This window comes from Achromobacter sp. 1011791174, from assembly GCF_059760925.1.
Genome location: NZ_JCBANH010000014.1, coordinates 1 through 24,151 on the forward strand (window position 1 = coordinate 1; position 24,151 = coordinate 24,151).

Annotated in this window: 19 protein-coding genes; 11 read left to right on the plus strand and 8 right to left on the minus strand. The window is 69.3% G+C overall.

Annotated features, from left to right (window positions below):
* The first annotated feature begins 154 nt into the window (after positions 1–154).
* Complete coding sequence (locus AC6LJ5_RS07385) at positions 155–922, plus strand: hypothetical protein (RefSeq protein WP_103274934.1); 768 nt, start codon at positions 155–157, stop codon at positions 920–922.
* A gap of 7 nt (positions 923–929) precedes the next feature.
* Here AC6LJ5_RS07385 and AC6LJ5_RS07390 read toward each other — a convergent pair whose 3' ends face one another.
* The 3 genes from AC6LJ5_RS07390 to AC6LJ5_RS07400 are packed head-to-tail and all read right to left on the minus strand — an operon-like array spanning position 930 to position 2,928.
* Positions 930–1,373 (minus strand): DUF4952 domain-containing protein, encoded by a 444-nt coding sequence (locus AC6LJ5_RS07390; protein ID WP_498140156.1) that lies wholly within the window; start codon positions 1,371–1,373, stop codon positions 930–932.
* 51 nt (positions 1,374–1,424) lie between these two features.
* Complete coding sequence (locus tag AC6LJ5_RS07395) at positions 1,425–1,910, minus strand: SecDF P1 head subdomain-containing protein (protein WP_498140157.1); 486 nt, start codon at positions 1,908–1,910, stop codon at positions 1,425–1,427.
* Between the two features lie 49 nt (positions 1,911–1,959).
* Complete coding sequence (locus AC6LJ5_RS07400; protein WP_498140158.1) at positions 1,960–2,928, minus strand: LysR substrate-binding domain-containing protein; 969 nt, start codon at positions 2,926–2,928, stop codon at positions 1,960–1,962.
* A 149-nt stretch (positions 2,929–3,077) separates the two neighbouring features.
* Here AC6LJ5_RS07400 and cydC point away from each other — a divergent pair, with 149 nt between their 5' ends.
* The gene (gene cydC, locus AC6LJ5_RS07405; protein WP_498140159.1) at positions 3,078–6,827 is read left to right on the plus strand and encodes a thiol reductant ABC exporter subunit CydC; all 3,750 of its coding nucleotides are present in this window, start codon (positions 3,078–3,080) and stop codon (positions 6,825–6,827) included.
* On the opposite strand, the gene AC6LJ5_RS07410 is transcribed toward cydC, so the two are convergent.
* Positions 6,799–9,396: a penicillin G acylase gene (locus tag AC6LJ5_RS07410; protein ID WP_498140160.1), complete on the minus strand. Its 2,598-nt coding sequence runs from the start codon at positions 9,394–9,396 to the stop codon at positions 6,799–6,801. The genes cydC and AC6LJ5_RS07410 overlap by 29 nt on opposite strands.
* A 150-nt stretch (positions 9,397–9,546) precedes the next feature.
* Between AC6LJ5_RS07410 and AC6LJ5_RS07415 the strand changes: the two genes are divergently transcribed.
* A complete protein-coding gene (locus AC6LJ5_RS07415) occupies positions 9,547–10,473 on the plus strand; it encodes a LysR family transcriptional regulator (protein ID WP_498140161.1) in 927 nt (308 codons plus the stop codon).
* A gap of 334 nt (positions 10,474–10,807) precedes the next feature.
* Complete coding sequence (locus tag AC6LJ5_RS07420; protein WP_103274941.1) at positions 10,808–12,685, plus strand: ABC transporter ATP-binding protein; 1,878 nt, start codon at positions 10,808–10,810, stop codon at positions 12,683–12,685.
* 46 nt (positions 12,686–12,731) lie between these two features.
* Here AC6LJ5_RS07420 and AC6LJ5_RS07425 read toward each other — a convergent pair whose 3' ends face one another.
* Positions 12,732–13,367, minus strand: coding sequence for a LysE family translocator (locus AC6LJ5_RS07425; RefSeq protein ID WP_103274943.1), 636 nt, complete (start codon positions 13,365–13,367; stop codon positions 12,732–12,734).
* A 134-nt stretch (positions 13,368–13,501) separates the two neighbouring features.
* Here AC6LJ5_RS07425 and AC6LJ5_RS07430 point away from each other — a divergent pair, with 134 nt between their 5' ends.
* Entirely contained in the window at positions 13,502–13,996 is a 495-nt protein-coding gene (locus AC6LJ5_RS07430; RefSeq protein ID WP_103274944.1) for an Lrp/AsnC family transcriptional regulator, read from the plus strand.
* A 60-nt stretch (positions 13,997–14,056) separates the two neighbouring features.
* Here the strand turns inward: AC6LJ5_RS07430 and AC6LJ5_RS07435 are convergent, their stop codons facing one another.
* Complete coding sequence (locus tag AC6LJ5_RS07435; RefSeq protein WP_103274945.1) at positions 14,057–14,734, minus strand: DJ-1/PfpI family protein; 678 nt, start codon at positions 14,732–14,734, stop codon at positions 14,057–14,059.
* A 66-nt stretch (positions 14,735–14,800) separates the two neighbouring features.
* Between AC6LJ5_RS07435 and AC6LJ5_RS07440 the strand changes: the two genes are divergently transcribed.
* The 3 genes from AC6LJ5_RS07440 to AC6LJ5_RS07450 all read left to right on the plus strand — a co-directional run bounded on the left by AC6LJ5_RS07440 (position 14,801) and on the right by AC6LJ5_RS07450 (position 18,582).
* The gene (locus tag AC6LJ5_RS07440; RefSeq protein ID WP_233772908.1) at positions 14,801–15,697 is read left to right on the plus strand and encodes a GlxA family transcriptional regulator; all 897 of its coding nucleotides are present in this window, start codon (positions 14,801–14,803) and stop codon (positions 15,695–15,697) included.
* A gap of 135 nt (positions 15,698–15,832) precedes the next feature.
* Complete coding sequence (locus tag AC6LJ5_RS07445) at positions 15,833–17,164, plus strand: hypothetical protein (protein WP_498140162.1); 1,332 nt, start codon at positions 15,833–15,835, stop codon at positions 17,162–17,164.
* Entirely contained in the window at positions 17,161–18,582 is a 1,422-nt protein-coding gene (locus AC6LJ5_RS07450) for a hypothetical protein (RefSeq protein WP_498140163.1), read from the plus strand. Before AC6LJ5_RS07445 ends, AC6LJ5_RS07450 begins: the two co-directional genes overlap by 4 nt.
* A gap of 12 nt (positions 18,583–18,594) precedes the next feature.
* On the opposite strand, the gene AC6LJ5_RS07455 is transcribed toward AC6LJ5_RS07450, so the two are convergent.
* Both AC6LJ5_RS07455 and AC6LJ5_RS07460 read right to left on the minus strand, forming a co-directional pair.
* Positions 18,595–19,317, minus strand: coding sequence for an SDR family oxidoreductase (locus tag AC6LJ5_RS07455; RefSeq protein ID WP_103274947.1), 723 nt, complete (start codon positions 19,315–19,317; stop codon positions 18,595–18,597).
* Positions 19,314–20,312 (minus strand): Bug family tripartite tricarboxylate transporter substrate binding protein, encoded by a 999-nt coding sequence (locus tag AC6LJ5_RS07460; protein ID WP_498140164.1) that lies wholly within the window; start codon positions 20,310–20,312, stop codon positions 19,314–19,316. Before AC6LJ5_RS07460 ends, AC6LJ5_RS07455 begins: the two co-directional genes overlap by 4 nt.
* Before the next feature lie 284 nt (positions 20,313–20,596).
* On the opposite strand from AC6LJ5_RS07460, the gene AC6LJ5_RS07465 reads away from it, so the two are divergent.
* The 3 genes from AC6LJ5_RS07465 to AC6LJ5_RS07475 all read left to right on the plus strand — a co-directional run bounded on the left by AC6LJ5_RS07465 (position 20,597) and on the right by AC6LJ5_RS07475 (position 24,131).
* On the plus strand, positions 20,597–21,631 hold the full coding sequence (locus AC6LJ5_RS07465) for a cyclase family protein (RefSeq protein ID WP_392409490.1): 1,035 nt from the start codon (positions 20,597–20,599) through the stop codon (positions 21,629–21,631).
* A 77-nt stretch (positions 21,632–21,708) separates the two neighbouring features.
* Positions 21,709–23,361 (plus strand): AMP-binding protein, encoded by a 1,653-nt coding sequence (locus AC6LJ5_RS07470; RefSeq protein WP_498140165.1) that lies wholly within the window; start codon positions 21,709–21,711, stop codon positions 23,359–23,361.
* Between the two features lie 26 nt (positions 23,362–23,387).
* The gene (locus AC6LJ5_RS07475) at positions 23,388–24,131 is read left to right on the plus strand and encodes a GntR family transcriptional regulator (protein ID WP_498140166.1); all 744 of its coding nucleotides are present in this window, start codon (positions 23,388–23,390) and stop codon (positions 24,129–24,131) included.
* Positions 24,132–24,151 lie beyond the last annotated feature (20 nt).

Below are 24,151 nucleotides of genomic sequence, written 5' to 3' on the forward strand. Positions count from 1 at the left end.
TTTGTTTGGGCGGGGCCGCCGCGGCGACCGCGCCAACCGCCGCTCGGTTCAATTTTGCTCAATATCTTTAGGAATTCTCTGATTCCGCCCTGCCAATTCGCACCGTACGCTCAATCCGCGTTTCCTGAAGCTATTTCCAAACCTGAGAGCGGACATGAAGAAACTTCTGGCGGTCATTGTCATCGTGCTGGCGGGATGCGCAACGCAACAACCCCCACCAAAGTACCAGCTCGACAAGCAGGCCAACCGGGCGGCGATTGAATCAGGCAGAAAGGTCGAAGTGTTCTATCACGCCGATGATTTCACGGTGGTCGACCTGGGCGGATCACAATCCGCCAACGTCCTGGGCATACTCGGCCCCATCGGCACGCTCATCGGCCTGGCCACCCATGCCGCGCACAAGCTGGATGCTCCGGCCCGCGCGCAACGCCGGTCCGAGGAATTTTCCAAGCAGATCGCCGACAACATGCCGGATCAAAGCATGAACCGGGATTTCGCCAGAAAGCTGGGGGATCTGCTCGAAAAGGACGGCCGGGAAGTCAAGCTCACGCAGGTGAAGCGCCCCAGCGGCAACGCGGATCTGGCGTTGAGCAAATCGGAAGACATGATCGCCACGGAAGGCTATATGCAGCTCATGTTGAGACTGACTGTGGGCTACGGGGCCACGTCCGCGACGGACTCGTTCAAGCCTGTCACGATCATCGAATATGCCTTGAAGGATCCCGCAGGCAAGGCGCTGATGTCCCGATCCTTCACGCGCATCTACGGCGAGGCGGACAAGACCTATCTGAGCTATCCCGGACTGCTGGAAGACTACAAGGGCGCGCGCGAGGAACTGGCGGGACGGCTGAACTATTGGAACGAACCGCTATACACCGAGATATTCCGATTTTCCGACGCCGATTCCGTCGCGGTGAAATAGCGCCTCGTCAAGGCTCCTCGGTGTACTGCTCCACCCGGATATGGAAGGTCGGTATGCGCGACCACTGCGCGCGCGCCGACAACAGCGTTTCCTCCGACGCGAACACCAGGTTCCAGGCATGGCCGTCATCCACCCAGGAATGCGGCGTCGACTCCCAGCCGCAGCACACAAAGCGCAAAGGCTGGATGCCGTAGCGCCGGCGCAGGAAGTCCTCGGCTTCGGCCGCGTGGGTTCCATCCAGCCGGTAACGCGCCACCAGCGGCTTGCCCTGCCCTTCGTATTCCGCGTGGCACCCTTGGTATTCGATGTAGGCGGGCTTGTCGCCCTGCTTGTCCAGGAAGTCGCCGCAGGCGGGCGCGGAAGTCGCCTTCGCGGTGACGCAGGCCGATAGGATCAGGCTCATGGGCGCCACCAGCACGGCCAGACGCAGAACAGCTTCGGGATTGATCACGGCATACCTCGATGTATTGCGGACGCGCCCCGCGCGGCCGCCGGAAATCACTCAGGGTTGCGGGCGCGTCGTGCGCTTGCGCGCCTGCGGCTCGCCCGGCGCGCCCGCGTCGACGGGCGTGCCGGCGTCCAGGTTGAGCACGCGGTCCGATTCTGCCTTGCCGGCGTCGGCGACCTCGACATAGGTGCCGGGTTCCAGGATGCGCTCGATGTCGGCGGCGGACTTGCCGCCAAAGCCCGAGCCGCCGGCCGACAGGCGCAGGCCGGAAGTTTCGATGGCGCCCTGCACCGTCACCACGGTCAGGATCTGATCGTCGACGCGGAATTCGACCCGCTTGCCGACGCGCGCTCGCGTGAACTCGGCCAGCGGACCGCGGCTGCCCGGCGTGAAGGTGACATCGACATACTCGCCCCGGCCCTCCGCCTCCTTGCCCGCCACCGCCTGCACGACTTGCAGGTGCGCGCTGTCGGCATGGGCGAGCGAACTGGCAAGCAACGCCAGGAACAGCACTGGCAAACGCTGCGTCAACCTCGTCATCCGCTTTCTCCGTCTTGGGCTGACGCCGCGCGCGGCCTGCGCGCCGGGTTCAGCCGGGTTCCCGCGACAGATTCTGCCATGTCCCGGGACTACGCCCTTCCTCGGCCAGGAATTCCACCAGCGCCGGCAGCGCCGCGTCCATCGGCCGGTTGGGCTGCATGCGCATTACATAGCCCCAGGATCCGGCCAGCTTCAGGCGCGGCATCAAGGGCACCAGCCGGCCGCTGGCCAGCTCCTCGTCGACCAGCGGCGCGCGGCCCAGCGCGATGCCCACGCCCGCCGCGGCGGCGGCCACCACGGTGCTCAATCCGCTCAGGACCAGCGGCTCCTGCCGCTCCGACGGATCCAGGCCCAGCCGGGCGCTCCAGGTGTCCCAGGACGTCTCGGGACTGTCGACGTGCTTTTCCTCCAGCCAGCGGTGGCGCGCGAAGACGCGCGGATCATCGCGCTCGCCGGGCGGCACCAGCGCCGGGCTGCACACCGGCACCACGGTCTCGCTCATCAGCCGGATGTCGCCGGGCTGCGGCAGGTGCGGTCCGTGCTCGCGCACGTGCAGGAAGGCCAGGTCGATGTCCTGGGCCTTCCAGGCCGGATCCTGGCTGGCGTGCAGGAATACCTGCACATCGATGTCCGGATGCAGCTCGATGAAGCGGCCGATGCGCGGCGCCAGCCACAGCGCGGCCAGCGAGGGGTTGACCGACAGGTTCAGGCTATGACGCCGCTTGCTGCGCACGGCCACGCGGACGTTGCGGCAGGCAGTCTCCAGCAGGGTCAAAGCCTGCTGTACGGATACAAGCAAAGTAGCGCCGGCCTCGGTCACCTGGGCCCGCCGCAGGGTACCGCCCCGGTGCAGCAGCGTGGCGCCCAGGTCCGATTCCAGCGCCCGCAACTGATGACTGACCGCGCTTTTGGTGACGCTCAGCTCGACCGCGGCGCGACTCAGGCTGCCGAGCCGGGCGACGGCCTCGAAGGCGCGTAGCGCCGCCAGCGGCGGGGTATGGGTGGGCAAGTCGGGCATGGGTTGAGTTTATCTCAACCGTGTATTGAAAAACCATCGCTTTCGCGTTCGCGCGCGATCGGGGACCATGAGCCGCATGGACCGTATCCTGGCACGCATCGCGCGGGCGATCCGGTCGCTCATACGAAGGACAACGAAGGAACATCGATATGTATTTCGACGCGAGACTCTGGCGCCTGACGCGCGGCCTGCGCGCCGGCATGGCGGGCGGCATCCTGCTGGGCCTGCTGGCGCTGGCGGCAGGCATTGCCCGCTATGTCTTCCTGGGCCTGATGCTGGCGCGCGTGTTCGACGGCGCGCCCTGGAACGACTGGGCCTGGCCGGCCGCCGACGCGGCGCTCATGGTGTTGCTGCGCTCTCAGCTCGACCACTGGCGCACGGTGCAGGCGCAGCGCGCCTCGGCCGCCATCCAGCTGTCGCTGCGCGGCCGGCTGTACGACCGCATCGTGGCGCTGGGACCGGCCTGGTTCGCGCGCCAGCGCACCGGCGGGGTGATGCTGACCGTGGTCGACGGCGTCGAGCAATTGCAGACCTTCTTTGGTCAGTACCTGCCGCAGCTGGCCATCGCCGCCGCCGCGCCCTTCGCCATCTTCGCCGTGATCGCGTTCTGGGACGTGCCCACGGCGCTGGTGCTGCTGGCGGCGGCGCTGTTCGCGCTGGCCGGCCCCATGGCCGTGCACATGCTGGACCGCCGCGCCAGCCTGGCGCGCACCCGCTCGCTGAACGAGTTCGGCGAGGACTTCCTGGACGCCATGCAGGGCCTGCCCACGCTCAAGTCCTATGGCCAGGGCAAGGCCTGGGGCGAGCGCCTGGCCGAGCGCGCGCGCAAGCTCTCGGACAACACTTTCTGGGTGCTGTCGGTGAGCCTGCTGACGCGCGGCATCACCGACCTGGGCGTGGCCCTGGGCGCCGCGCTGGCGCTGACGCTGGGCGCCTGGCGCGTGGCCGCCGGCGACATGAGCGTGGAAGCGCTGCTGATCGTGCTGATGGCCGGCACCGAGATCTTCCGTCCGCTGCGCGACCTGCGCTCGGTGCTGCACCAGGGCATGCTGGGCCAGTCGGCCGCCGCCAGCATCCACATGCTGATGGACGCGCGGCCGCTGACCCCGCCGCTGTCCGCCGACAGGGCCACCCCCGCCACGCTCGCGCCCACCATCGAATTCGACAACGTCGCCTTCGCCTACACGCCCGAGCGGCCCGCGCACCAGGGCCTGAGCTTTCGCATCGCCGCCGGCGAACGGGTCGGCGTGGTGGGCCCCAGCGGCGCCGGCAAGTCCACCATCGTGCGCCTGCTGCTGCGCGAGTGCGTGCCGCAGTCCGGCACGGTGCGCGTGGGCGGACATGACCTGAACCAGCTCGACGCCGACACGCTGCTGTCGCAGATCGCGCTGGTGAGCCAGGACATCATGCTGTTCCACGGCACCATCGAGGACAACCTGCGCCTGGGCCGCCCCGACGCCAGCCGCGAGCAGCTGCGCGCGGCCGCCAGCGCCGCCAACATCGACGACTTCATCATGGCGCTGCCCGACGGCTACGCCACCCGCATCGGTGAACGCGGGCTGCAACTGTCCGGCGGCCAGCGCCAGCGCCTGGCGATCGCCCGCGCGCTGCTGCGCGACGCGCCCATTCTGATCCTGGACGAGGCGTTGTCCTCGGTCGACGCCGAGAACGAAGCGCTGATCCAGCAGGCGCTGGACCGGCTGATGGAAGGCCGCAGCACGCTGATCCTGGCGCACCGGCTGGCCAGCGTGATCGGCGCCGACCGCTGCCTGGTGCTGGACCAGGGCCGCGTGGTCGAGTCCGGCAGCCATGCCGAACTGATGCGCCAGGGCGGCCTGTATCACCGGCTGATGCGCGAACAGGCTGCGACGCTGGCGCGGCCGGCCGACGCGCAAGCCGATGCGCAGGCCGATGCGCAGGCCGATGCGCAGGCCGACGCGCGGACCAACATGGCGGACGCCGGCGTCGCGCGCGCCCAGACCTTGACCGGCCACGCCGGCGCCGCGCCCTCGCCCGCCGTCTCGGCGTCGACGCCTGTGTCCACCACTGTCACGCGTGACCCGCGCGAAAATGGCCGGGACGAGCCGGACCTGGACAACCCGCAAGCCCCCGGCGCGCGCCCGCTCGACGTGGACGCCGCCCAGGTGGGCTGGCGCGACACGCTGGGCACGCTGCTGTCGGTGGTGCGGCCCTGGCGCGGCACGCTGATCGCCACCATCCTGCTGGGCGTGGCGCGCGTGGCCGCCTTCATCGGCGTGGGCGTGCTGAGCGCGCTGGTCGTGGCCGCCATCCGCGACGGCCGCGAAATCCAGGCGCTGATCATCGCCCTGCTCGCCACCGCGCCGCTGGCCGCGCTGTTCCACTGGCTCGAATCCTGGCTGGCGCATGCGATGGCGTACCGGCTGCTGGCCGACATGCGCGTCAAGCTCTATGACAAGCTCGAACGGCTGGCGCCCGCCTACCTGCTGCAACGCCGCTCCGGCGACCTGGTGGCGCTGGCCACGCAGGACATCGAGATGGTCGAGTACTTCTACGCGCACACCATCGCCCCGGCCATCGTCTCGCTGGCGGTGCCGCTGTCGGTGCTGGGCTTCCTGGCGTTCTACAGTTGGCCGGTGGCGCTGGCCCTGCTGCCCTTCCTGGCCTATGCCTTGCTGTCGCCGGTGCGCGGCCGCCGCCGCATCGACGCGCTGGGCGACCGCGCCCGCCAGGCGCTGGGCGAGATGAGCGCCCACACCGCCGACACCATCCAGGGCCTGGCCGACCTGACGGCCTTCCAGGCTACCGGCCGCCGCCGCGACGAGTTCCTGCAGGCCGCCGACCGTTATCGCGAACGCCGGCTGTCCATGCAGCGCGACCTGTCGCGACAAAACGCCAACTTCGAACTGGCCGCCGGCCTGGGCGGGCTGGCCGTGGCCGTCACCGGCGGTCTGCAGGTCGCCGCCGGCACGCTGTCGGCCGGCATGCTGCCGCTGCTGGTGCTGATCGCGCTGGCCACCTTCCTGCCGGTATCGGAGATCTCGCAGGTCAGCCGCCAGCTGGCCGACACCATCGCCGCCACGCGCCGGCTGCACGTGGTCAGCCACGAACCGGTGCCGGTGAACGATGGGCCGGCGGACGCGCCGGTCTCGACGCAGGGCCTGTCGCTGGCCTTCGAGCACGTCAGCTTCGCCTATCCCGGCAAGCGCGACAACACGCTCAAGGACCTGAGTTTCACCGTGCCCGCCGGCGCCACGGTGGCCGTGGTGGGCGCGTCCGGCGCGGGCAAGAGCACCGTGGCCAGCCTGCTGCTGCGCTTCTGGGATCCGCAATCGGGCGCGGTCCGGCTGGACGGCGCCGACCTGCGCGGCCTGAAGCTGGACAGCCTGCGCGAGCGGGTCGCGCTGGTCACGCAGGACACCTACCTGTTCAACGACACGCTGGAGGGCAACATCCTGCTGGCCCGCCCCGAGGCCAGCCGCGAGGAACTCCAGCGGGCGCTGGAACAGGCCGCGCTGGCGGATTTCGTCAAGGCATTGCCCGACGGCCTGCGCACCCGCGTCGGCGAACGCGGCATGCAGCTGTCGGGCGGCCAGCGCCAGCGCATCTCGATCGCGCGGGCGTTCCTGAAGAACGCGCCGGTGCTGATCCTGGACGAGGCCACCTCGCACCTGGACACGCTGTCCGAGATGCAGGTGCGCGGCGCGCTGGACACGCTGATGCGCCATCGCACCACGCTGGTGATCGCGCACCGGCTGTCCACCATCCGCGACGCGGACCTGATCCTGGTGCTGGACCAGGGCGCGCTGGCCGAGGCCGGCACGCACGAACAGCTGCTGCGCGGGCAGGGGCTGTACGCGCTGCTGGCCCGGCGCCAGGGCGGACAGGCGCTCAGTAGCGCAACGTCTCTGTCGACCTAGCGTGCTCACGGACCTCGGCGTCCGTGAACCACACCCGCTTGCTGCCGAAGCCCGTGTACAGGTCTAGCTGGTCGCGGGCGTGCGGCGACAGCGTGCCGTCCGGCGCCACGAAGCCGCTCTGCCCCGGCGCGACCACATCCACCGCGCGCACCGTCCTGCCGTCGAACACGGTCATGTTGTTCTCGGTGCCCCGGTTCTGCGCGACCGGATAGGTCAGCGTGGCCTTCGCATCGGCCTGGGGCACGCCCAGGAAGTTCTTGGGCGCGAAGACCATGGGGCCGGCGGGCACTTTCCAGGCCGCCTGGTCGGGCCCGTAGGCCAGCTTGAGCGCGGCCAGCGCATCGTCCAGCGCCGCCAGCGTGACCGTCTCGGGTCGCTGCCCGTTGAAGAAGTCGTAGCCTTGCGGCACGCCGGCGTCCGGCCCGGCCAGCGCATTGAACAGGACCTTCACGCCCACGGTCAGGTTGATCGAGCCCGTGGACGGCGCGGCCGTGGTGGGATAGCCGGTGGCGCTGTACCACTTGAAGAACTCGGCCGGCATCGCGTCGGCCAGCGTGCGCTTGAGCATGGCGCGCAGCCAGGCATCCATCACCGCCGGCCCCGCGTTGTCGTAGTAGCCCGGCGTGCGCTCGGCGGTGTTCATGCCGTCCCAGGCCGCCAGCCCGGCCACCAGCCGCGCGCGCTCGTCGCCGGCAGGCAGCCCCGCCACCGCGCGTTGCAGGAAGGGCAGGAAGTGGCGACGGTTGACGTCGGCGTAGCTGGTCGTGCGGATCAGGTCCCACATCTGTTGCGGGCTGACCCGGCCGCCCTGCGCGGTCATGGCCTTCAGGCGCGTCTCGATCTCGGCGTAGCGGTCGGCCTGGCCCCAGACGATGGCGAACAGGTCGGTGGACGGATAGCCGCGCATGGGCTGGTTGTTCCAGTTGGCGATGAAGCCCTGGCGCGGGTTGTACACCTGCGGATTGGTGGAGAACGGCAGCATGCCGTCCCAATCCATCTCGCCGGTGCCTAGCACCGGCAGGCGCGGATCGTGGCCGGGCTTGCGCTTGGGATAGAAGCCGGTGTGCGCGTAGCCGATATTGCCGCGATCGTCGGCGTAGTACCAGTTGATGGTCAGCGCGTGACGCGCCGCCTGGGTCTTCCACTGGTCCCAGTTGGCCGACTGCGTCTTGCGCACCCAGGCCAGCAGCGACTGCATCTCATAACCCTCCCAGGCACGCGCCTTGGCGTAGGCGACGTGCTGCGACTCATCGAACTTGACGATCAGGCCGTGCACGCTGCGGTACACATCCATCAGCACCGGCTCGCCGCCCTTGACCAGAATGAGTTCGCTGCGTTTCTCCATGCGTTTCCACTGGCCGTCGTGGAAGTAGCGCGTGCGGTCGGCGGGATCCAGCTTCTCGGCGTAGATGTCGACGTCGTCGCCGAAACCCGCCGTCGACCCCCAGGCCACGTGCGCGTTGTGGCCGAACAGCACGCTCGGATAGGCGAAGGGCGTGTTGCCCACCACATCGAAGCCCGCGCCGTGCAGGCCGATGCCGTAGGTGTAGGCGGGGTTCCACCAGCCGAACTGGGGCCCGTTCAGCAGGATGGCGCGCGCATCCCGGGCGTGGTCGCGCCCGACGAGCCAGATATTGCTGGTGGTGGGCCAGCCCGCGATGCCCGGCTGGCCGGACTCGGCGAACTGCGCCAGCAGCCGTTCGCGCAGCGCGTCCGGCGGGCCGTCCAGCACGCCGCGCGTCTGCGGATCGCGCGGCACGCGCTCCAGCATGGGCGGCGTGCCGTCGTAGCGCGGCAGCGCATAGGACAAGGCCGACGCGCCCGGGGCGGCGGCGCCCGATGTGGCGACGCCCGGCCGGTAGCTGCCCTCTTCCTCCGGCACGGTGACCGGCGCGCGGCTGTCCGTCATCCAGCGCAGCTGGTTGAATATCTGCATGGCCCGCGCCTCGCCGTGCCGGTCCTTCAATGCGGTCAGCAGCGCCAGGTTGTCGATCTCGCTGTTGGCATCGGAAAAACGGTTGGCCATGGTGCCCACGTACACCATCGCCACGTCATAGGCGGTCCAGTCCGACGGCTGGAATTCCAGGTCGTTGAATTCCTTGGGCATCAGGCGGCCGGGCTCGGCGCGCACCCGCGCGATCCAGGCATTCATGCCGGCGGCGTAGCCGTCCAGGATCTGGCGATCTTCCGGCGACATCGCGGCCAGCTGGCGCTGGATGCGCTCGGGCGAGAAGTTGCCGCGTATGGACTTGTCGAACGCCACCATCGACGGCCCCAGCACTTCCGCCGTCTTGCCCTGCGTGGCGCGGCGGGCCATTTCCATCTGGAACAGCCGGTCCTGGGCCACGGCGTAGCCGTAGCCGTAGAAGATGCCGTGCACCGTGGCGGCATAGACATGGGGCATGCCGTATTCATCGCGGCGGATGGTGACCTGGCCGCTGGCGGCGGGCCGCGAGGCGGGAACGGCGGCGGCGGAAACGGGGGGCGACGATTGCGGTGCAGGCGCGGCGTGAACGCCCGCGTGCGCACAGGCCGCCAGGATGGCGGCCGACAGGAATTGCTGCTTCATTTGAATCTTGTCTCCATGAACAGTGACGCCGGGCCATGCCGGCCCCGCGCGCCGCGCGGCGCCTCTGCGGACGCCATCGCGGCTTCATGATACGGAGAGCCAATTTATAATTCCAATGCATTTATTTCATACATTTCATGCGTTCGAATTATGGATTTCCAGAAGCTCAAGCACCTGCTCGCCGTGGTCGAACATGGCACGTTCTCGCGCGCGGCGGAAGCGGTCAACCTGTCGCAGCCCGCGCTCAGCCGCAGCATCCAGGCCCTGGAAACCGAGCTGGGCCTGCCGCTGCTCGACCGCGGCACGCGCCGGCTACGCCTGACCGCTTACGGCGCCTGCGCCGTGGAGCGCGCGCGCCGCATGCGCCACGAAGAGACCGAGCTACAGCGCGAACTCAAGCGCATGCACGGCGGCGAATCCGGCAGCCTCAACATCGGCCTGAGTCCCACTCCGGCCTCGTTGCTGCTGTCTCCCCTGCTGGCCCATATGACGGCGCGCCATCCGCAGGTGCGCGTCAGCGTGGAGCTGGGCGCGACCGATGCGCTGCTGGCGCTGCTGCGCGCCGAACGCATCGACGCGCTGGTCTGCGACGCGCGCCTGCTGCACGACGCGCCGGACATCTACGCGCAGCCGCTGGCGCCGTTGCGCGCCGGCCTGGTGTGCCGGGCCGGACATCCCATCCTGGCGCATCGGCGCGTCGGCGTCGCGCAGATCCGGCAATACCCGGTCGCGTCCACCTCGCTCAGTCCGGAAGTCTCGCTGCGGCTGGCCGAGACCCTGGGCCCGGGCGGCGCGCCCGAGCAAATGGTGACCGTGCGCTGCGAGAACCTGGAAGCGCTGACGCGCCTGGCGCTGGACAGCGACGCGCTGCTGCTCGGCGTGATCAGCGTGACCCGCCGCGAGCAGGAAGCCGGCCTGCTGCGGGAAGTGCCCATCGCGCCGGACCGCGAGCGGCGCGGCCACTATGCGCTGGCGCGCCTGGCCGGCCGCACGCCGTCGACGGTGCTGGATGCATTCCATGCCTACACGCGGCAGTGCTGGACCGACCTCGCGGCCTACGCGCAACGATCGCGTTGAAAAAAACCGACAGGGTCCGCGTACGCGGTTGATTCACATGTGTCCGTTCTATAGAATCATTCGTTCGGGCATTCGTCCTATTTTCTTATCTTCATTCAACACACCACTGGGAGGCGCAAGATGATGAATCCGCATACCGCCATCCCGCGCGTGTCTCCGCGACGCTCCTAAGTCGTCGCCCGCGCGGACCCATCGCCTGACGCGTATCAGGCGACTGGTCCTCCGCGCCTGTCACCAACCCAAAACGCAATGCCCGCGCCCACCCGGCGCCGGGTCGTTTTTCCTCCTTTACACAAGGATTCCTGGCGCGTCCCGTGGCGTCAGGCCATTGCATATGGCTATCAAAAAATCGAATCAACGAGGACAGGCCTTCACGGATGTCCTGGGCTATACCTTCCGCCACTGGGCCCGGCAGCCCCTGCGCACGCCGCTCATCATGGCGCTGGCGCTGCTGGCGGCCGTCGCCGACGTGCTGACCCCGCTGTACGCCGGCAAGCTGATCGACGCCGTGGCCTCCGGCGCGGCCGGCGACGCGCAGGTCTGGCACGCGGCCATGACGGCATTCTGGCTGCTGGTCGCGTTGGGCCTGGGCGCCATGCTGCTGCGCCAGGCCGTGTACTACAGCATCATCGGCTTCACGCTGCGCATGATGAACGGCATGATGTCCAGCGCCTTCCACCGCGTGCAGCGCCTGTCCACCGACTGGCACGCCAACAGCTTCGCCGGTTCGACCGTGCGCAAGATCACGCGCGGCATGTGGGCGGTCGACCAGCTCAACGACACGCTGCTGATCGCCCTGCTGCCCTCGGTGGTGATGCTGGTGGGCGCCACCGCGCTGCTGGGCTGGCACTGGCCGCTGATGGGGCTGGTGGTGGGCCTGGGCTCGGTGATGTATATCGCGTTCACCGCGCTGCTGTCGCTGCGTTACGTGGCGCCGGCCGCGCGCCTGGGCAACGCCTGGGACACGCGCATGGGCGGCGCGCTGGCCGACGCCGTGACCTGCAACGCCGTGGTCAAGGCCTTCGGCGCCGAACGGCGCGAGGAAGCGCGGCTGGCGCGCGTGGTCGACAAGTGGCGCCGCCGCACCCGCCGCACCTGGATGCGCGGCACGCTGAACGCCGGCGTGCAGGGCGCCATGCTGGCGCTGATGCAGGTCGCCATGATCGGCGCATCGCTGTGGCTGTGGGCGCGCGGCCAGGCCAGCGTGGGCGACATCACCTTCGCGCTGACCATGTTCTTCATGCTGCAGGGCTATCTGCGCGAAGTGGGCACGGACATCCGCAACCTGCAACGCTCGATCAACGACATGGAGGAACTGGTGACGCTGGAACGCCAGCCCCTGGGCGTGGCCGACAAGCCGGGCGCGGGCGCGATCCGCATCACCGAGGGCGAGATCCGCTTCGACGACGTGACCTTCCGCTACGGCGCGCACGACACGCCACTGTACGAGCATTTCTCGGCGCGCATCGCGCCGGGCGAGCGCGTCGGGCTGGTGGGCCATTCGGGTTCGGGCAAGACCACGTTCATCAAGCTGATCCAGCGCCTGTACGACGTCAACGAAGGCCGCATCCTGATCGACGGGCAGGACATCGCCCAGGCGCAGCAGGCCTCGCTGCGCCGTCAGATCGCGATCGTGCAGCAGGAGCCCATCCTGTTCCACCGCACGCTGGCCGAGAACATCGCCTACGGCCGGCCCGGCGCGACGCAGGCCGAGATCGAGCACGCGGCGCGGCAGGCCAGCGCGCACGACTTCATCATGCGCCTGCCCAAGGGCTATGACACGATGGTGGGCGAGCGCGGCGTGAAGCTGTCCGGCGGCGAGCGCCAACGCGTGGCGATCGCTCGCGCCTTCCTCGCGGACGCGCCCATCCTGATCCTGGATGAGGCCACGTCCAGCCTGGACAGCGAAAGCGAGGTGCTGATCCAGCAGGCCATGGAGCGCCTGATGGAAGGCCGCAGCACGCTGGTGGTGGCGCACCGGCTGTCCACGGTGCGCGCGCTGGACCGGCTGCTGGTCATGGACCATGGCCGCGTGATCGAGGAGGGCAATCACGAGACGCTGATCCGTCGTCCCGGCGGCGTCTACCGCCGCCTGTTCGAGCGCCAGGCGTTGGAGCTGACCAAGGGGATGTCGCTGGAGGAGCTGCGCGGCGACGCGTCGCGCTTCGTCGACGAACCCGAGGACAGCGACCTGGCGCTGGATCCGCGCTGAGGCCGCGTGGCGCCGCCAGCCGCTGGCGCGTACCGGGGGGCCGCTATCAAGCCGGCCGCTCGGCCAACGTCAGGCGCAGGCCGAAGCCGATCAGCGCGGTGCCAAAGACCAGGCTCTGGATCTTCTGCGCCTTCGGGCTGGCCGACAGCCAGCGCCCCATCGCGCCGCCCGCCAGCGCGCACAGCACATCGAACGCCAGCCCCAGGCTGACCAGGATCACGCCCAGCACGGCGAACTGCCGGCCCACCGGACCGCTCGCCGGCGACACGAACTGCGGCAGCAGCACCGAGCAGAACAGCAAGGCCTTGGGATTGAGCACATTGGTCAGCACGCCGGACATCAGCGCGCCGCGCCAGCTGGTCGTCTTCGCGGCGTCGGCCGCGCCGCCGGCCTCGTAGGACATGGGACCGGCGCGCAGCAGCTTCACCCCCAGCCACATCAGATAGCAGCCACCCGCCAGCCGGGCCGCGTCGAAGGCCCAGGGATGCGCGCGGAACAGCGCGGCCAGCCCCAGCGCCGCCAGCGTGACGTGCGCGGCGCGCGCGATCGCCAGCCCCAGCGCCACCGCCAGCGCGGGCGCCCGTCCGCGCAGCAGCCCGGTTTCGAGCAGCAGGATCATGTCCGGACCCGGCACCACATAGACGATCACCAGTGCCCCTAGAAACAACGCCATATCGGCCATGACGGCCCTCCTTCGATCTTGCTGCGCAGGGCGTCATTCTAGGAAAAACGGGCTGGCATGTGCTTGCGATTCATGCCAATGAGACTATCATTATTAGCACGAGTGACTATCAAAAAAACAGTTTCTTCAATTCCATGCCAAACCCATCGCCCAAGCATCAACTGGACGGCTACGACCGCCGCATCCTGGAAGCCCTGCAGAAGAACGGCAGGCTGAGCAATGTCGAGCTGGCCGAGCAGATCGGCCTGTCGCCCTCGCCCTGCCTGCGCCGGGTGCGCATGCTGGAGGACGCGGGCGTGATCCAGGGCTATGAAGCCCGGCTGGCGCCGGACGAGGTCGGCCTGGGACTGACAGTGTTCGTGGGCGTCAAGGTCGAGCGCCACCACGAGCGCGACGCCGCCCGCTTTCGCAAGGAGGTCAGCGCGCTGCCGGAAGTGATCGCCGCGCACCTGGTGTCCGGGGAGTCCGATTTCCTGTTGCAGGTGGTGGTACCGGACCTGCGCGGCTACGAACGCTTCCTGCTCGACACGCTGCTCAAGCTGCCGGGCGTGAAGGACATACGCAGCAACTTCGCGATCCAGACCGTCAAGCCGCAAAGCCCGCTGCCGCTGGATCATCTGGCGCGCTGAGGCGCGCGGGGCGGCGCGCTGCCGCCCTTGCCCGCCGCCAGCGGCGGCCGCGCCGCGCCGTCAGCCCGGCATCGCCGCCGCGGCGCGCGCCACCTTTGCCGACCGGCTCTCGAAGCGCGCCTGCGATTGCGCCAAGTAGCGCTGCACGATGGCCGGGTCCGAGGTTTTCGGCGTGCCGCCGGGGAACGGCGGCTCGGGGTCGTACTCGACCTGCAGCTGGATCAGCTTGGCGACGTCCTCGCCGCACAGATCCGCGACCACCCTCAAACCCATGTCTATACCCGAGGTGACGCCGCCCGCCGTGTAGATATGGCCGTCCACGCACATGCGTTCGTCGCTCGGAATGGCGCCGAACCGCGACAGCAGTTCACGCGCGCGCCAATGGCTGGACGCGCGCCGGCCGCGCAGCAGACCCGCCGCGCCCAGCAGCAGCGAACCGGTGCAGATGCCGAACACATACCTGGCGGCCAGCCCCTGCCGGCGCGTGAAATCCACCCATTCGGCGTCGATGATGGCATCATCCGTGCCCGGCCCGCCGGGCGCCACCAGCAGGTCGCAGGGCGGCGCATCGGCCAGGGTGCGCGTCGGCACGAAGGCCAGTCCGTGGTCGGATCGCACCGGGTCCCGCGTTTTTGCGACAAAATCAACAGTGAAGCCCGGCGCGCTCGCCAGCACTTCGTAAGGCCCGGTCATGTCGAGCTGGGTCAGTCCTTCGAACAAGAGAATATTGACATGCATGACGATGCTCCATCGGAAAAGCCAGACCCGAGCTTATGCGGAGCAACCGGCCCGCGCGTGCCAATCATCGCGCCGATTGCGCCAAAACGCGTCGTCTTCGTGCTGTACGACGGCTTCCAGCCGCTGGATCTGGCCGGCCCCTGGCAGGCGTTCAGCTCCGCCAACGAGGAAGCCGAGGCCGCGCTGTACCAGCTGGGCACCGTGGCCGCCGAACCCGTGGTCGCCACCTGGGACCAGGGCCTGCGCATGCAGGTGGACTGCACCTTCTCGGAAGACGGGGATGGTCCGGTGGACATGATCGTGGTGCCCGGCGGCCCCGGCGTGGAGCGCGCCAGCGCCCATGGCGAGACGCGCGCCTGGCTGCGCCGGCGCGACGCCGGCACGCGCCGCACTTGCAGCGTCTGCACCGGCGCCTTCCTGCTGGCTTGCGCCGGCCTGCTCGACGGCCGCGTCGTCACCACGCACTGGCGCTCGGCCGACCGGCTGCGCCAGCTGTACCCCGCGCTGCGGGTGGAGGACGACCGCCTCTACGTGGACAGCGGCAAGTACTGGACCTCGGCCGGCGTCTCGGCCGGCATCGACCTGGCCCTGGCCCTGATCGAGCGCGACCACGGTCCCGAACTGTCGCAGCAGGTGGCGCGCCGGCTGGTGGTCTTCATGCGCCGCGGCGGCGACCAGCGCCAGTACAGCCAGACCCTGCGGCTGCAGGACCGCGCCGGCGCGCCGTTCCGCGAGCTGGTGCAGAAGATGGAGGCGCGACTGTCGGCCCGCTGGTCGATCGACGACATGGCCGACGCCTGCGGCATGTCGCGCCGCACCTTCCAACGCAAGTTCATCGCGCATTTCGGCGTGGCGCCCACGGAAGTGCTGCGCATGCTGCGGCGCGAGCGCGCCGGCGCCGTGCAGGCGACCGGCAAGATGTCGAAGAAGGAAATGGAAAGGCACCTGGGGCCGATGGGCTAGCCCTGGGCGGCCCCGACGCAAGGCAGGCTCCCCGGCTGGCCCCGTTCGCGGTCGCGCCGGCCTCATGCGCCAGGTCCGCGCTGCTACCATGCGGCATTCAACAGACTTTCAGGGACTGATATGCCGGCGCATGCGATGGAACCCCGCTATCTGCAAAAAATCCTGTTCGGACCGCCCGGCTGCGGCAAGAGCCATGCCGTGCGCCAGCTGGCGCAGCGGCAGCTGGGCATCGACGGCCAGGACGACGCGCTGATCGAAGCCACATTCCATCCCGAATATGGCTATGGCGATTTCGTCGCCAAGCTCTTGCCGCAATCGCGCATCCAGCAGCAGGAGTTCGAGCTGTCGCAAGAGCCCGACAAGGGCTGGAACGGCCTGCGCCTGAGGGAAGTCCACGACGGCGCCCGGATCGAATACCGCATCCACGCCGGCCCGCTACTCAAGGCGCTGGCGCGCGCCTATACCGGCGATGGTCCGGTGCTGCTCGCCATCGACGAAATCAACCGGGGCAACTGCGCCCAGATCTTCGGCGACATGTTCCAGCTGCTCGACCGCGACGCGGAAGGCTGGTCCCAGTATGCGATCGACCTGAGCGACCTGCATCGCGCGGCGCTGGAAACCGAACTGGAACGGCTCGGCAAGACGCTGGCCGACCTGCCGCGAAAAGTCGCCGTCTCGGTCGACGCCAAGGGCATTCCCCGCATCAAGCTGCGGCTGCCGCCCCAGCTCTCGCTGATCGGCACCATGAACACCAGCGATGAATCGGTCTATTACATGGACACCGCGTTCAAGCGCCGCTGGGACTTCGAGCACATGCCCTGGCAGGGCGCGGGGGACGATGAGGCCATGCAGACGCAACGGGACGCGCTGCTCGAAGGCACCCCGCACCGCTGGATCGACTTCCTGTCGCGCCTGAACAGCCACATCGCCGAGACCTTCGCCGGCCGCAACGTGGACGACAAACAGATCGGCCTCTGGTTCCTGCGCAACAGCCAGACCGGGCGGAACAAGGCGCTGGCCGCGCTGCGGGAAAGCCTGCGTCCGCTCATCAATACCGAGCTGCAGAGCGAATGGGTCAAGGTGTTCCCCGGCGCGGAAAACTACGATCTGGGCAGAAACCTGAAAGTGGCGTCCATTAGCAGCGCATATAAGAAACACGGCGCGGACTGGCCGGAAGCCGATATCGACCCCACCCGTCCGCAAAGACTCGCGCAAACGCTGATCGACAGTCTGAACAGGCAGATCCGCCCCGTCGTCATACCCCGCGAGGCCATCCGCAACAAACTCATGTTCTTCCTGTGGGACAACGTCTTCTCCCGCGACAGCGAGCCGCTGGCGCAGCTGGTCCTGGCTCCGGACGCCGAGACCAAGCCGCCGCGCACCTTCGGCGACTTCGCCTCCGACGACAACCTGGCGCGCATGATCGACACGCTGATGGCCGCCACGCCCGCCGCTACGCAGACGTGAACACCTGGCATATCGAACTGGCGGGTCCGGAATCAGCGACCTCGCAGGAATCCTATGTTGGACTGGTGCGGGACACGCTCACCGGCCGCCACACGCTCCGTCTGCCGATCGGATACGCCCTGCCCCCCGACCCCTCCCCGCACGAGCACCTGGGCCGCATCACGCGGGCCATCGCGCATTTCTGCACGCTGTTCGCCGACCACAAGATCGCCGATTGCCGTCGTGACGGCCTGCTCGATGGCACGGACGGCCAGCGCCTGACGCCCGGCGACGGCCCCGCTCCCGGGTTCTCTCGCATGCGCGCATGCCTGGCCTTGATCAGGCGCCTGCGGAACCCGCATTTCCTGGCGGAAGTGCGCAAGCCCGGGCTGAGCAGCCAGTTCAATGATCGCCAGATCAGCCGCGCCTTGGAACACGCGCATTTCCTGCCCGACGGAACGCCGGTATTCGAGCAGATGTGGGGATCGAGCCGGCAACTCGGCATCAAGCATGACGACTACTCCGGCCTGGCGGTCTGGGTCGCCCTGGACGCGCTCGACCATCTGTTCCCGGACAGCGCGGGCACCGCGCTCAGCCCCGGGCTGCGTGCCGAGTGCGCCGCCATCGCCGCGCAGTTCGCGAACGCTTACCGGCTCCCCCCCGATGCATCGATGTATGCGGGCAAATCGGACCGGACCCTGTCCACGCTGCGCTCCGCGCTGGCCAGAATGAGCACCCAGGCGCCCGCCGTCTACGCCGCCACCCGCGAACTACAACACTTGCTGGATGTGTACCTGAATCACGAGATGAACGGCTCGGGCGATATCCGTGGCGTGGCGGGCTTTTACCAGGTGTGGGAAGCCGCCTGCCTGCAACATGCGCGCGCGCGATATGGCGACGACCGGATCCACACATGCGACCCGCAGTTCGCAGGTCCGGCAACCCCTGCCACCCTGCGTCGCTGGCAGGACAACCGGGAGCGCGTCTTCGCGCGCAACGGCAGGGATCGCAGGCCGGATCTGGTCCTGCTGAACGAGGACGGCCGACATACGCTGATCGATTTCAAGTACAGCCTGGCATTCGGACGGGACGCAGCCTTCTACTCACGCCGTCCCGCCGCGCCCGACCTCAAGTCGCTGAAGCCGACCCGCGACTCCATCGAGGAATTCAAGGAAGCGCTCAAGCAGGCCCAGGACGTGAACAACGCGGAGGCGTACCGCTGGCTGTACATGCAGCATCAGCTCGAAACACACCATGACGATGCCGTCGATATCGAATTCTGGGTGCCCGCGTTCGAGGCCGAAGCGATACCGGTTGCCTGGTCCGTGCGTGGCATCGGGCCCAGGCACGCGGGATCCGGATTTCGCGGCTTCTTGGTCAGGCACCAGCCCACCGCCACGCTGCTCTCCGACTTCGCCGCGAAATTCCGCCTCTTGTAGCGTCGCGCCGCCTTACCCCGCCACCCCCACCGACACCCCGCCGCACACATGGATCAGCTGCCCGGTCACGAAGGCGGCGCGCCGGTCCATGAACATGGCCACCACGTGCGCCACTTCTTCCGGCAGACCGCTGCGCCCCACCGGGATCGCGGCCTCCAGCGCGCGCGTGCGCGGATCGCCGGGGGGATTCGACGCGTTGAACAGTTCCGTCGCCACCGGCCCCGGCGCCACGGTGTTCACCGTAATGCCGTCGGCCGCCAGTTCCAGCGCCCAGGTCCGCGTCATGGCCGCCAGCGCGCCCTTGGACGCGCCATAGGCCGTGCGCCCAGGCTTGCCCAGCGCGGCGCGGCTGCCGATGTTGACCACGCGTCCGTGGCGGGCCGCGCGCATGCCCGGCAGCAGCGCCTGCAGCAGCACGACGGGCGCCACGAGGTTGACGGCCATGGTGCGCGCCAGCGCGTCCTGCGTGACGGCCTCGATGCCGGCGACCTCGATCATGCCGGCGTTGTTGACCAGATGCAGCACGGGGCGCGACGCGGCCAGTTCGCGCGCGGCCTCGCCCGCCGCCCGCGCGTCGGCCAGATCCACCGAGCGGAAGGTCTCGCCCGGCAACAGGGACTCGGGCGCGCCCCGGCTGAAATTGACGGCCTCGTAGCCGTCCTCGATCAGCCGCGCGACGATGGCGCGGCCGATGCCCCGGCTGCCGCCAGTGACCAAAACGGTGCCGTTTTTCATTGCGCGGTGATGCCCTTGTCCTTGACCAGCCCGCCCCATTTGCGCCGCTCGTCCTGCTCGAACGCGGCCAGTTCCGGGCCGAACAGCGCGCCGGGCTTGGCGCCCTGCGCGGCGAAGCGCGCGGCTAGATCAGGCGAGCGCAGCCCCTCGCGGGCCGCCTCGATCAATTGCCTGACGACGGGCTCGGGCGTGCCGCGCGGTGCGTACAGGGCAAACCAGGCGGTCACGTCGAAGCCCGGCAGCCCCGATTCCGCGACGGTCGGCAGCGCCGGCGCGGACGGATCGCGCGCCGCCGACGTCACGGCCACGCCGCGCACCAGTCCGCCGTCCTGGATCTGAGCCAGCGCGCCCGGCAGGTTGTCGAACAGCAGATCCACCTGGCCGCCGGCCACCGCCGGCAGGGAAGCGGAGGTGCCCTTGAACGGCACATGCAGCATCGAGATGCCGGCCATGGCCTCGAAATAGGCGCCGGTCAGGTGCACCGACGAACCGACGCCCGGCGAGGCGTAGGTCAGCTTGCGCTCCGGATTCTGGCGCGCGGCCTGGATGATGTCGGCCACCGTGCGGTACGGCGACTTGGCGCTGACGGCGATAACGTTGGGCGTGGTCGACACCAGCGCGATCGGCACGAAGTCGCGCGCCGGATCGAAGGTCATGTTGGCGTACAGGAAGGGATTGATGCTTTGCGTGCCGATGGTGCCCAGGCCCAGCGTGTAGCCGTCGGCCTTGGCCCGCGCCACGTAGGCCATGCCGATATTGCCGCCCGCCCCCGGCCGGTTCTCGACCAGCACGGTCTGCTTCAGGCCGGGCTCCAGCGCGCGGGCGATGGCGCGGCCGAACAGATCGGCCCCGCCGCCCGGCGGATAGGGCACGACCACGGTCACGGGATGTTCGGGATAGCCGGCTGCGGCGGCCGGCCCCGTCGCCACGGCCAGCGCCGCGATGGTGAAGGCGAATGCGGCCCGCAGGGCGCGCGCATGCTGTTGTTGCGTCATGAGTCTGTCTCCTTGAGGGCCAGTGGCCCTGCCCCCGCTTTGCCGCGGGTGTCTCATGCGCGCAGCCTGCCTGCGCGCCCGATACGCACATACAAAACCACTGCGAACCCACTTTGAACCAGGCCGGCCATGCCGCGTGACGCGCCCGCCGCCAGCCGCAGGCCGTCCCGCGCCGGGGCGGCCCGGCGTCAGATGACGGCAATCGGAAGAATGCCGATGGATCAAAAGTACATAAATACGTACTATATTCATATAAACACGAAAAACCGACCGGAGACAAGCCCATGAAACGCTGGACCCGCCGGCCCGAGGGATCGACCTGGGGCGATTTCGGACCGGACGACGAGATCGGCCGCCTGAACCTGCTGACCGAAGAAAAAGTGCTGCAGGCCGTGCGCGAAGTGCGCGCCGGCAAGGTCTTCTGTCTGTCGCTGCCGCTGGACCTGCCGGGCGGCAACGTGCTCAATCCGCGCCGCCATCCGCCGGCGCTGGCGCCCACGCGCCGCGACGGCCAGCCTTACCTGAACTTCCAGATGTCGCGCCTGCAGGAAGGCGCGGTCGACGTGCTGTCGGACGACCAGGCCACGCTGTCGCTGCAATACTCCACGCAATGGGACGGCCTGAGCCACGTGGGCGCGCTGTTCGACGTGCAGGGCGACGGCCAGGCCCGGCGCGTGTACTACAACGGCTATGCCGCCGGCGTGGACGTGCTGGGCGGCGGCGATCCTGGCGCCGATGCCTGCTGCCCGCCCGGCGCCTCGTATGCGCGCCGGCTCAGCGTCAGCCGCTACGCGGAAAAAGGCATGCAGGGCCGTGGCGTGCTGCTGGACCTGGCGCGCGCCTTCGGCACCGGCCGCACGCCGGTCGGCCTGGCGCAGTTGCAGGCCGCGATGCACGAACAGCGGGTCGCGGTGGAACCCGGCGACATGCTGGTGCTGCGCACCGGCTTCGCCGAGGCGCTGGTGCAGATGGACGGCAAGCCCGACGCGCATCGCCTGGAACAGACGGGCGCGGTGCTGGACGGCGCCGACGCCGCATTGCTGGACTGGATCACCGACAGCGGCGTGGCCGCGATCTGCGCCGACAACTACGCGGTCGAGGCCTACCCCGCGCGCACGTCCGGCCCCGGCCATTCGATCCTGCCGCTGCATCATCACTGCCTGTTCAAGCTGGGCGTGCCGCTGGCCGAACTCTGGTACCTGAAGGATCTGGCCGACTGGCTGCACGCGCAGGGCCGCAACCGCTTCCTGCTCACCGCTCCGCCGCTGCGGCTGCCGGGCGCGGTCGGCTCGCCGGTGACGCCGATCGCCACAGTCTGATACCACCATCCTTCGAACCATCGCCGGCGGACTTCCGCCCCATCCGCCATCGCGCCAGCGCCCATCGAATCATTTCAATGAACACCGTGCCCGTCTCCAACGCTATTGCCGACACCTTCGCCGCTCACCTGGATGCGCTGGCCGCCGCCGATCCCGCGCGCGCCCTGCTGATCGACCCGGACGGCGCCGTCAGCGCCGCCGAGCTGCGCGCGCGCGCCGTCGCGCTGGCCGCCGGCCTGAGCCGCCTGGGATTGCAGCCCGGCCAGCGCGTGGCCATCTGGCTGCCCAACTGCGCCGCCTGGGTCGAATCCTTCCTGGCCTGCGCGCGGCTAGGCGCGCTGGCGCTGGCGGTCAACACTCGTTTCCGCGCGCTGGAAGTGGCCGACATCCTGGGGCGCGGCAAGGCCGACTGGCTGATCTTCTGGCCGGGCTTCAAGGGCATCGACTTCCAGGGCGTCCTGGACGACGTGCCGGCCGAGGCCCTGGCGCGGCTGCGCGGCGTGATCGCCATCGACGCGCCTGACGCTGCGGCGGCCGGGTTGACGGCGCCAGAGGCGTCCACCGCCACCGGCGGCGGACATGCCCTGCCCCGACACCGCTACGCCGACCTGCGCGCCTGCGCCGACGCGCCGCCGCCCGCCCAGGCCAATGCCGGCGTGCTGTGCTTCACCACGTCCGGCACCACTTCCCGGCCCAAGTTCGTGCTGCACGACCAGCGCACCCTGCTGGCGCACGGCGCGGCGGTGGCGCGCGCCTTCGGCTACGGCCCGGCCACCCGCGTGCTGGCCAGCGCGCCGTTCTGCGGCGCATTCGGCTTCTCCACGCTGGTCAGCGGGCTGGCGCAAGGCGCGCCGGTGGTCTGCTCCCCGGTGTTCGACGCGGCGGCCTCGGCGCGCGAGATTCGCGAACACGCCATCACTCATACCTACGCCAACAACGAGGCCCTGACGGGCATCATGCGCGCGGCCGCGCCCGGCGACCTGGCATCGGCGCGGCTGTTCGGCTTCGCCAGCTTCACCCCGGCGCTGGACGGCATGCTGGACCTGGCGCGGCAGCAGGACGTGCCGCTGACGGGCTTGTACGGATCGAGCGAACTCCAGGCGCTGGCCGCCGGCCAGCCGACGACGCCGGCCCGGGGCGATGTGTCGGCGCGCCTGCTGCCGGGCGGCGCGCTGGTCCATCCCGAGGCGCGGGTACGCGCGCGCGATCCGGAAAGCGGCGCCGTGCTGCCGCCGGGACAGTCGGGCGAATTGGAAATCCGTTCGCCCAGTCTGATGCTGGGCTACCTGGACAATCCCGAAGCCACCGCCCGCGCGTTCACGGACGACGGCTACTTCAAGACCGGCGACCTGGGCTATGCCTTGAGCGAGCAGCAGTTCGTGTTCCAGGCGCGCATGGGCGACTCGCTGCGGCTGGCGGGCTTCCTGGTCAATCCGGCCGAGATCGAGCAGGTGGTCGAGTCGCTGCCCGGCGTGCGCGCCTGCCAGGTGGTGGGCGCGACGCGCGCGGACAAGACCGTGCCCTACGCCTTCGTGCTGCTGCAACCGGGCGCGCGGGCCGACGCCGCGGGCTGGACCGCCGCCTGCAAGGCCGTGATGGCGGGCTTCAAGGTGCCCGCCGGCTTCACCGCGCTGGATGCCTTCCCGTCCATTGAAAGCGCCAACTCGGTGAAGATTCAGAAGCACAGGCTGCGCGAGATGGCCGAGGCCCTGCTCGCCGCCGCCCCCTGATCCGAACCCGCCCACGACCGACGCCCATGCCCGCGCCCAAGCTCTTCTCGCACAGCCCGCAGCCGCTCTACCTGCAGGCGGCCGCCCTGTTCCGCAGCCATATCCAGAACCGCAGCTGGCGGCCCGGCCAGCAGATCCCGCCGCTCGAAGCGCTGGTGGAAACCTACGGCATCTCGCGCGCCACCATCCGCCAGGCGCTGGGCCAGCTGGAGCAGGACGGGCTGATCCGCCGCTCGCGCGGCTCGGGCACCTTCGTCAACGCCGAACTGCCCGAAACGCCCACGCTGCTGATCCCCAAGACCTGGGCCGAGACGGTAGAGCTGAGCAACCAGCTGGGCACCGTGTCGCTGGTGGAGGCCGAGGCCGGCCTGCCCTTGCCCGACCCGCTGGGCATGCCCTGCGACGCCGGCCGCGACGGCAGCTTCCAGTACCTACGCCGCGTGCACACCACCGAGGCCGGCCCCTTCTGCTACAGCGAAGTGTTCCTGGAAAGCGCGCTGTTCCGCAAGCACCGCGCGCAGATCAACAAGAGCACCGTGGCGCCGGTGCTGGACCGCTACTACGGCGCGCGCCTGACGCAGGCGCGCCAGGTGCTCAACGTGATCGAGGCAGGGCAGGAGTCGGCCGAGGCGCTGCAGATTCCCGTGTCCTCGCCGGTGGCCGAACTGCGCCGCTACGCCTGCATCGACGACAACGTGGTGTATTACGCGCGGCTGGAGTTTCCGTTCCGCAAGGTAAGGATGGAGTTCGACCTGCTGGCCGGCCGCTGAGACACACGAACGAATGAATA

Coding starts and splice junctions, on each gene's coding strand:
- AC6LJ5_RS07460 (WP_498140164.1), bottom strand. CDS start 20,312: ATGACGCAACAACAGCATGCGCGCGCCCTGCGGGCCGCATTCGCCTTC.
- AC6LJ5_RS07430 (WP_103274944.1), top strand. CDS start 13,502: ATGCCAAACCCATCGCCCAAGCATCAACTGGACGGCTACGACCGCCGC.
- AC6LJ5_RS07395 (WP_498140157.1), bottom strand. CDS start 1,910: ATGACGAGGTTGACGCAGCGTTTGCCAGTGCTGTTCCTGGCGTTGCTT.
- AC6LJ5_RS07385 (WP_103274934.1), top strand. CDS start 155: ATGAAGAAACTTCTGGCGGTCATTGTCATCGTGCTGGCGGGATGCGCA.
- AC6LJ5_RS07400 (WP_498140158.1), bottom strand. CDS start 2,928: ATGCCCGACTTGCCCACCCATACCCCGCCGCTGGCGGCGCTACGCGCC.
- AC6LJ5_RS07425 (WP_103274943.1), bottom strand. CDS start 13,367: ATGGCCGATATGGCGTTGTTTCTAGGGGCACTGGTGATCGTCTATGTG.
- AC6LJ5_RS07465 (WP_392409490.1), top strand. CDS start 20,597: ATGAAACGCTGGACCCGCCGGCCCGAGGGATCGACCTGGGGCGATTTC.
- AC6LJ5_RS07420 (WP_103274941.1), top strand. CDS start 10,808: ATGGCTATCAAAAAATCGAATCAACGAGGACAGGCCTTCACGGATGTC.
- AC6LJ5_RS07435 (WP_103274945.1), bottom strand. CDS start 14,734: ATGCATGTCAATATTCTCTTGTTCGAAGGACTGACCCAGCTCGACATG.
- AC6LJ5_RS07470 (WP_498140165.1), top strand. CDS start 21,709: ATGAACACCGTGCCCGTCTCCAACGCTATTGCCGACACCTTCGCCGCT.
- AC6LJ5_RS07445 (WP_498140162.1), top strand. CDS start 15,833: ATGGAACCCCGCTATCTGCAAAAAATCCTGTTCGGACCGCCCGGCTGC.
- AC6LJ5_RS07415 (WP_498140161.1), top strand. CDS start 9,547: ATGGATTTCCAGAAGCTCAAGCACCTGCTCGCCGTGGTCGAACATGGC.
- cydC (WP_498140159.1), top strand. CDS start 3,078: ATGTATTTCGACGCGAGACTCTGGCGCCTGACGCGCGGCCTGCGCGCC.
- AC6LJ5_RS07455 (WP_103274947.1), bottom strand. CDS start 19,317: ATGAAAAACGGCACCGTTTTGGTCACTGGCGGCAGCCGGGGCATCGGC.
- AC6LJ5_RS07410 (WP_498140160.1), bottom strand. CDS start 9,396: ATGAAGCAGCAATTCCTGTCGGCCGCCATCCTGGCGGCCTGTGCGCAC.
- AC6LJ5_RS07475 (WP_498140166.1), top strand. CDS start 23,388: ATGCCCGCGCCCAAGCTCTTCTCGCACAGCCCGCAGCCGCTCTACCTG.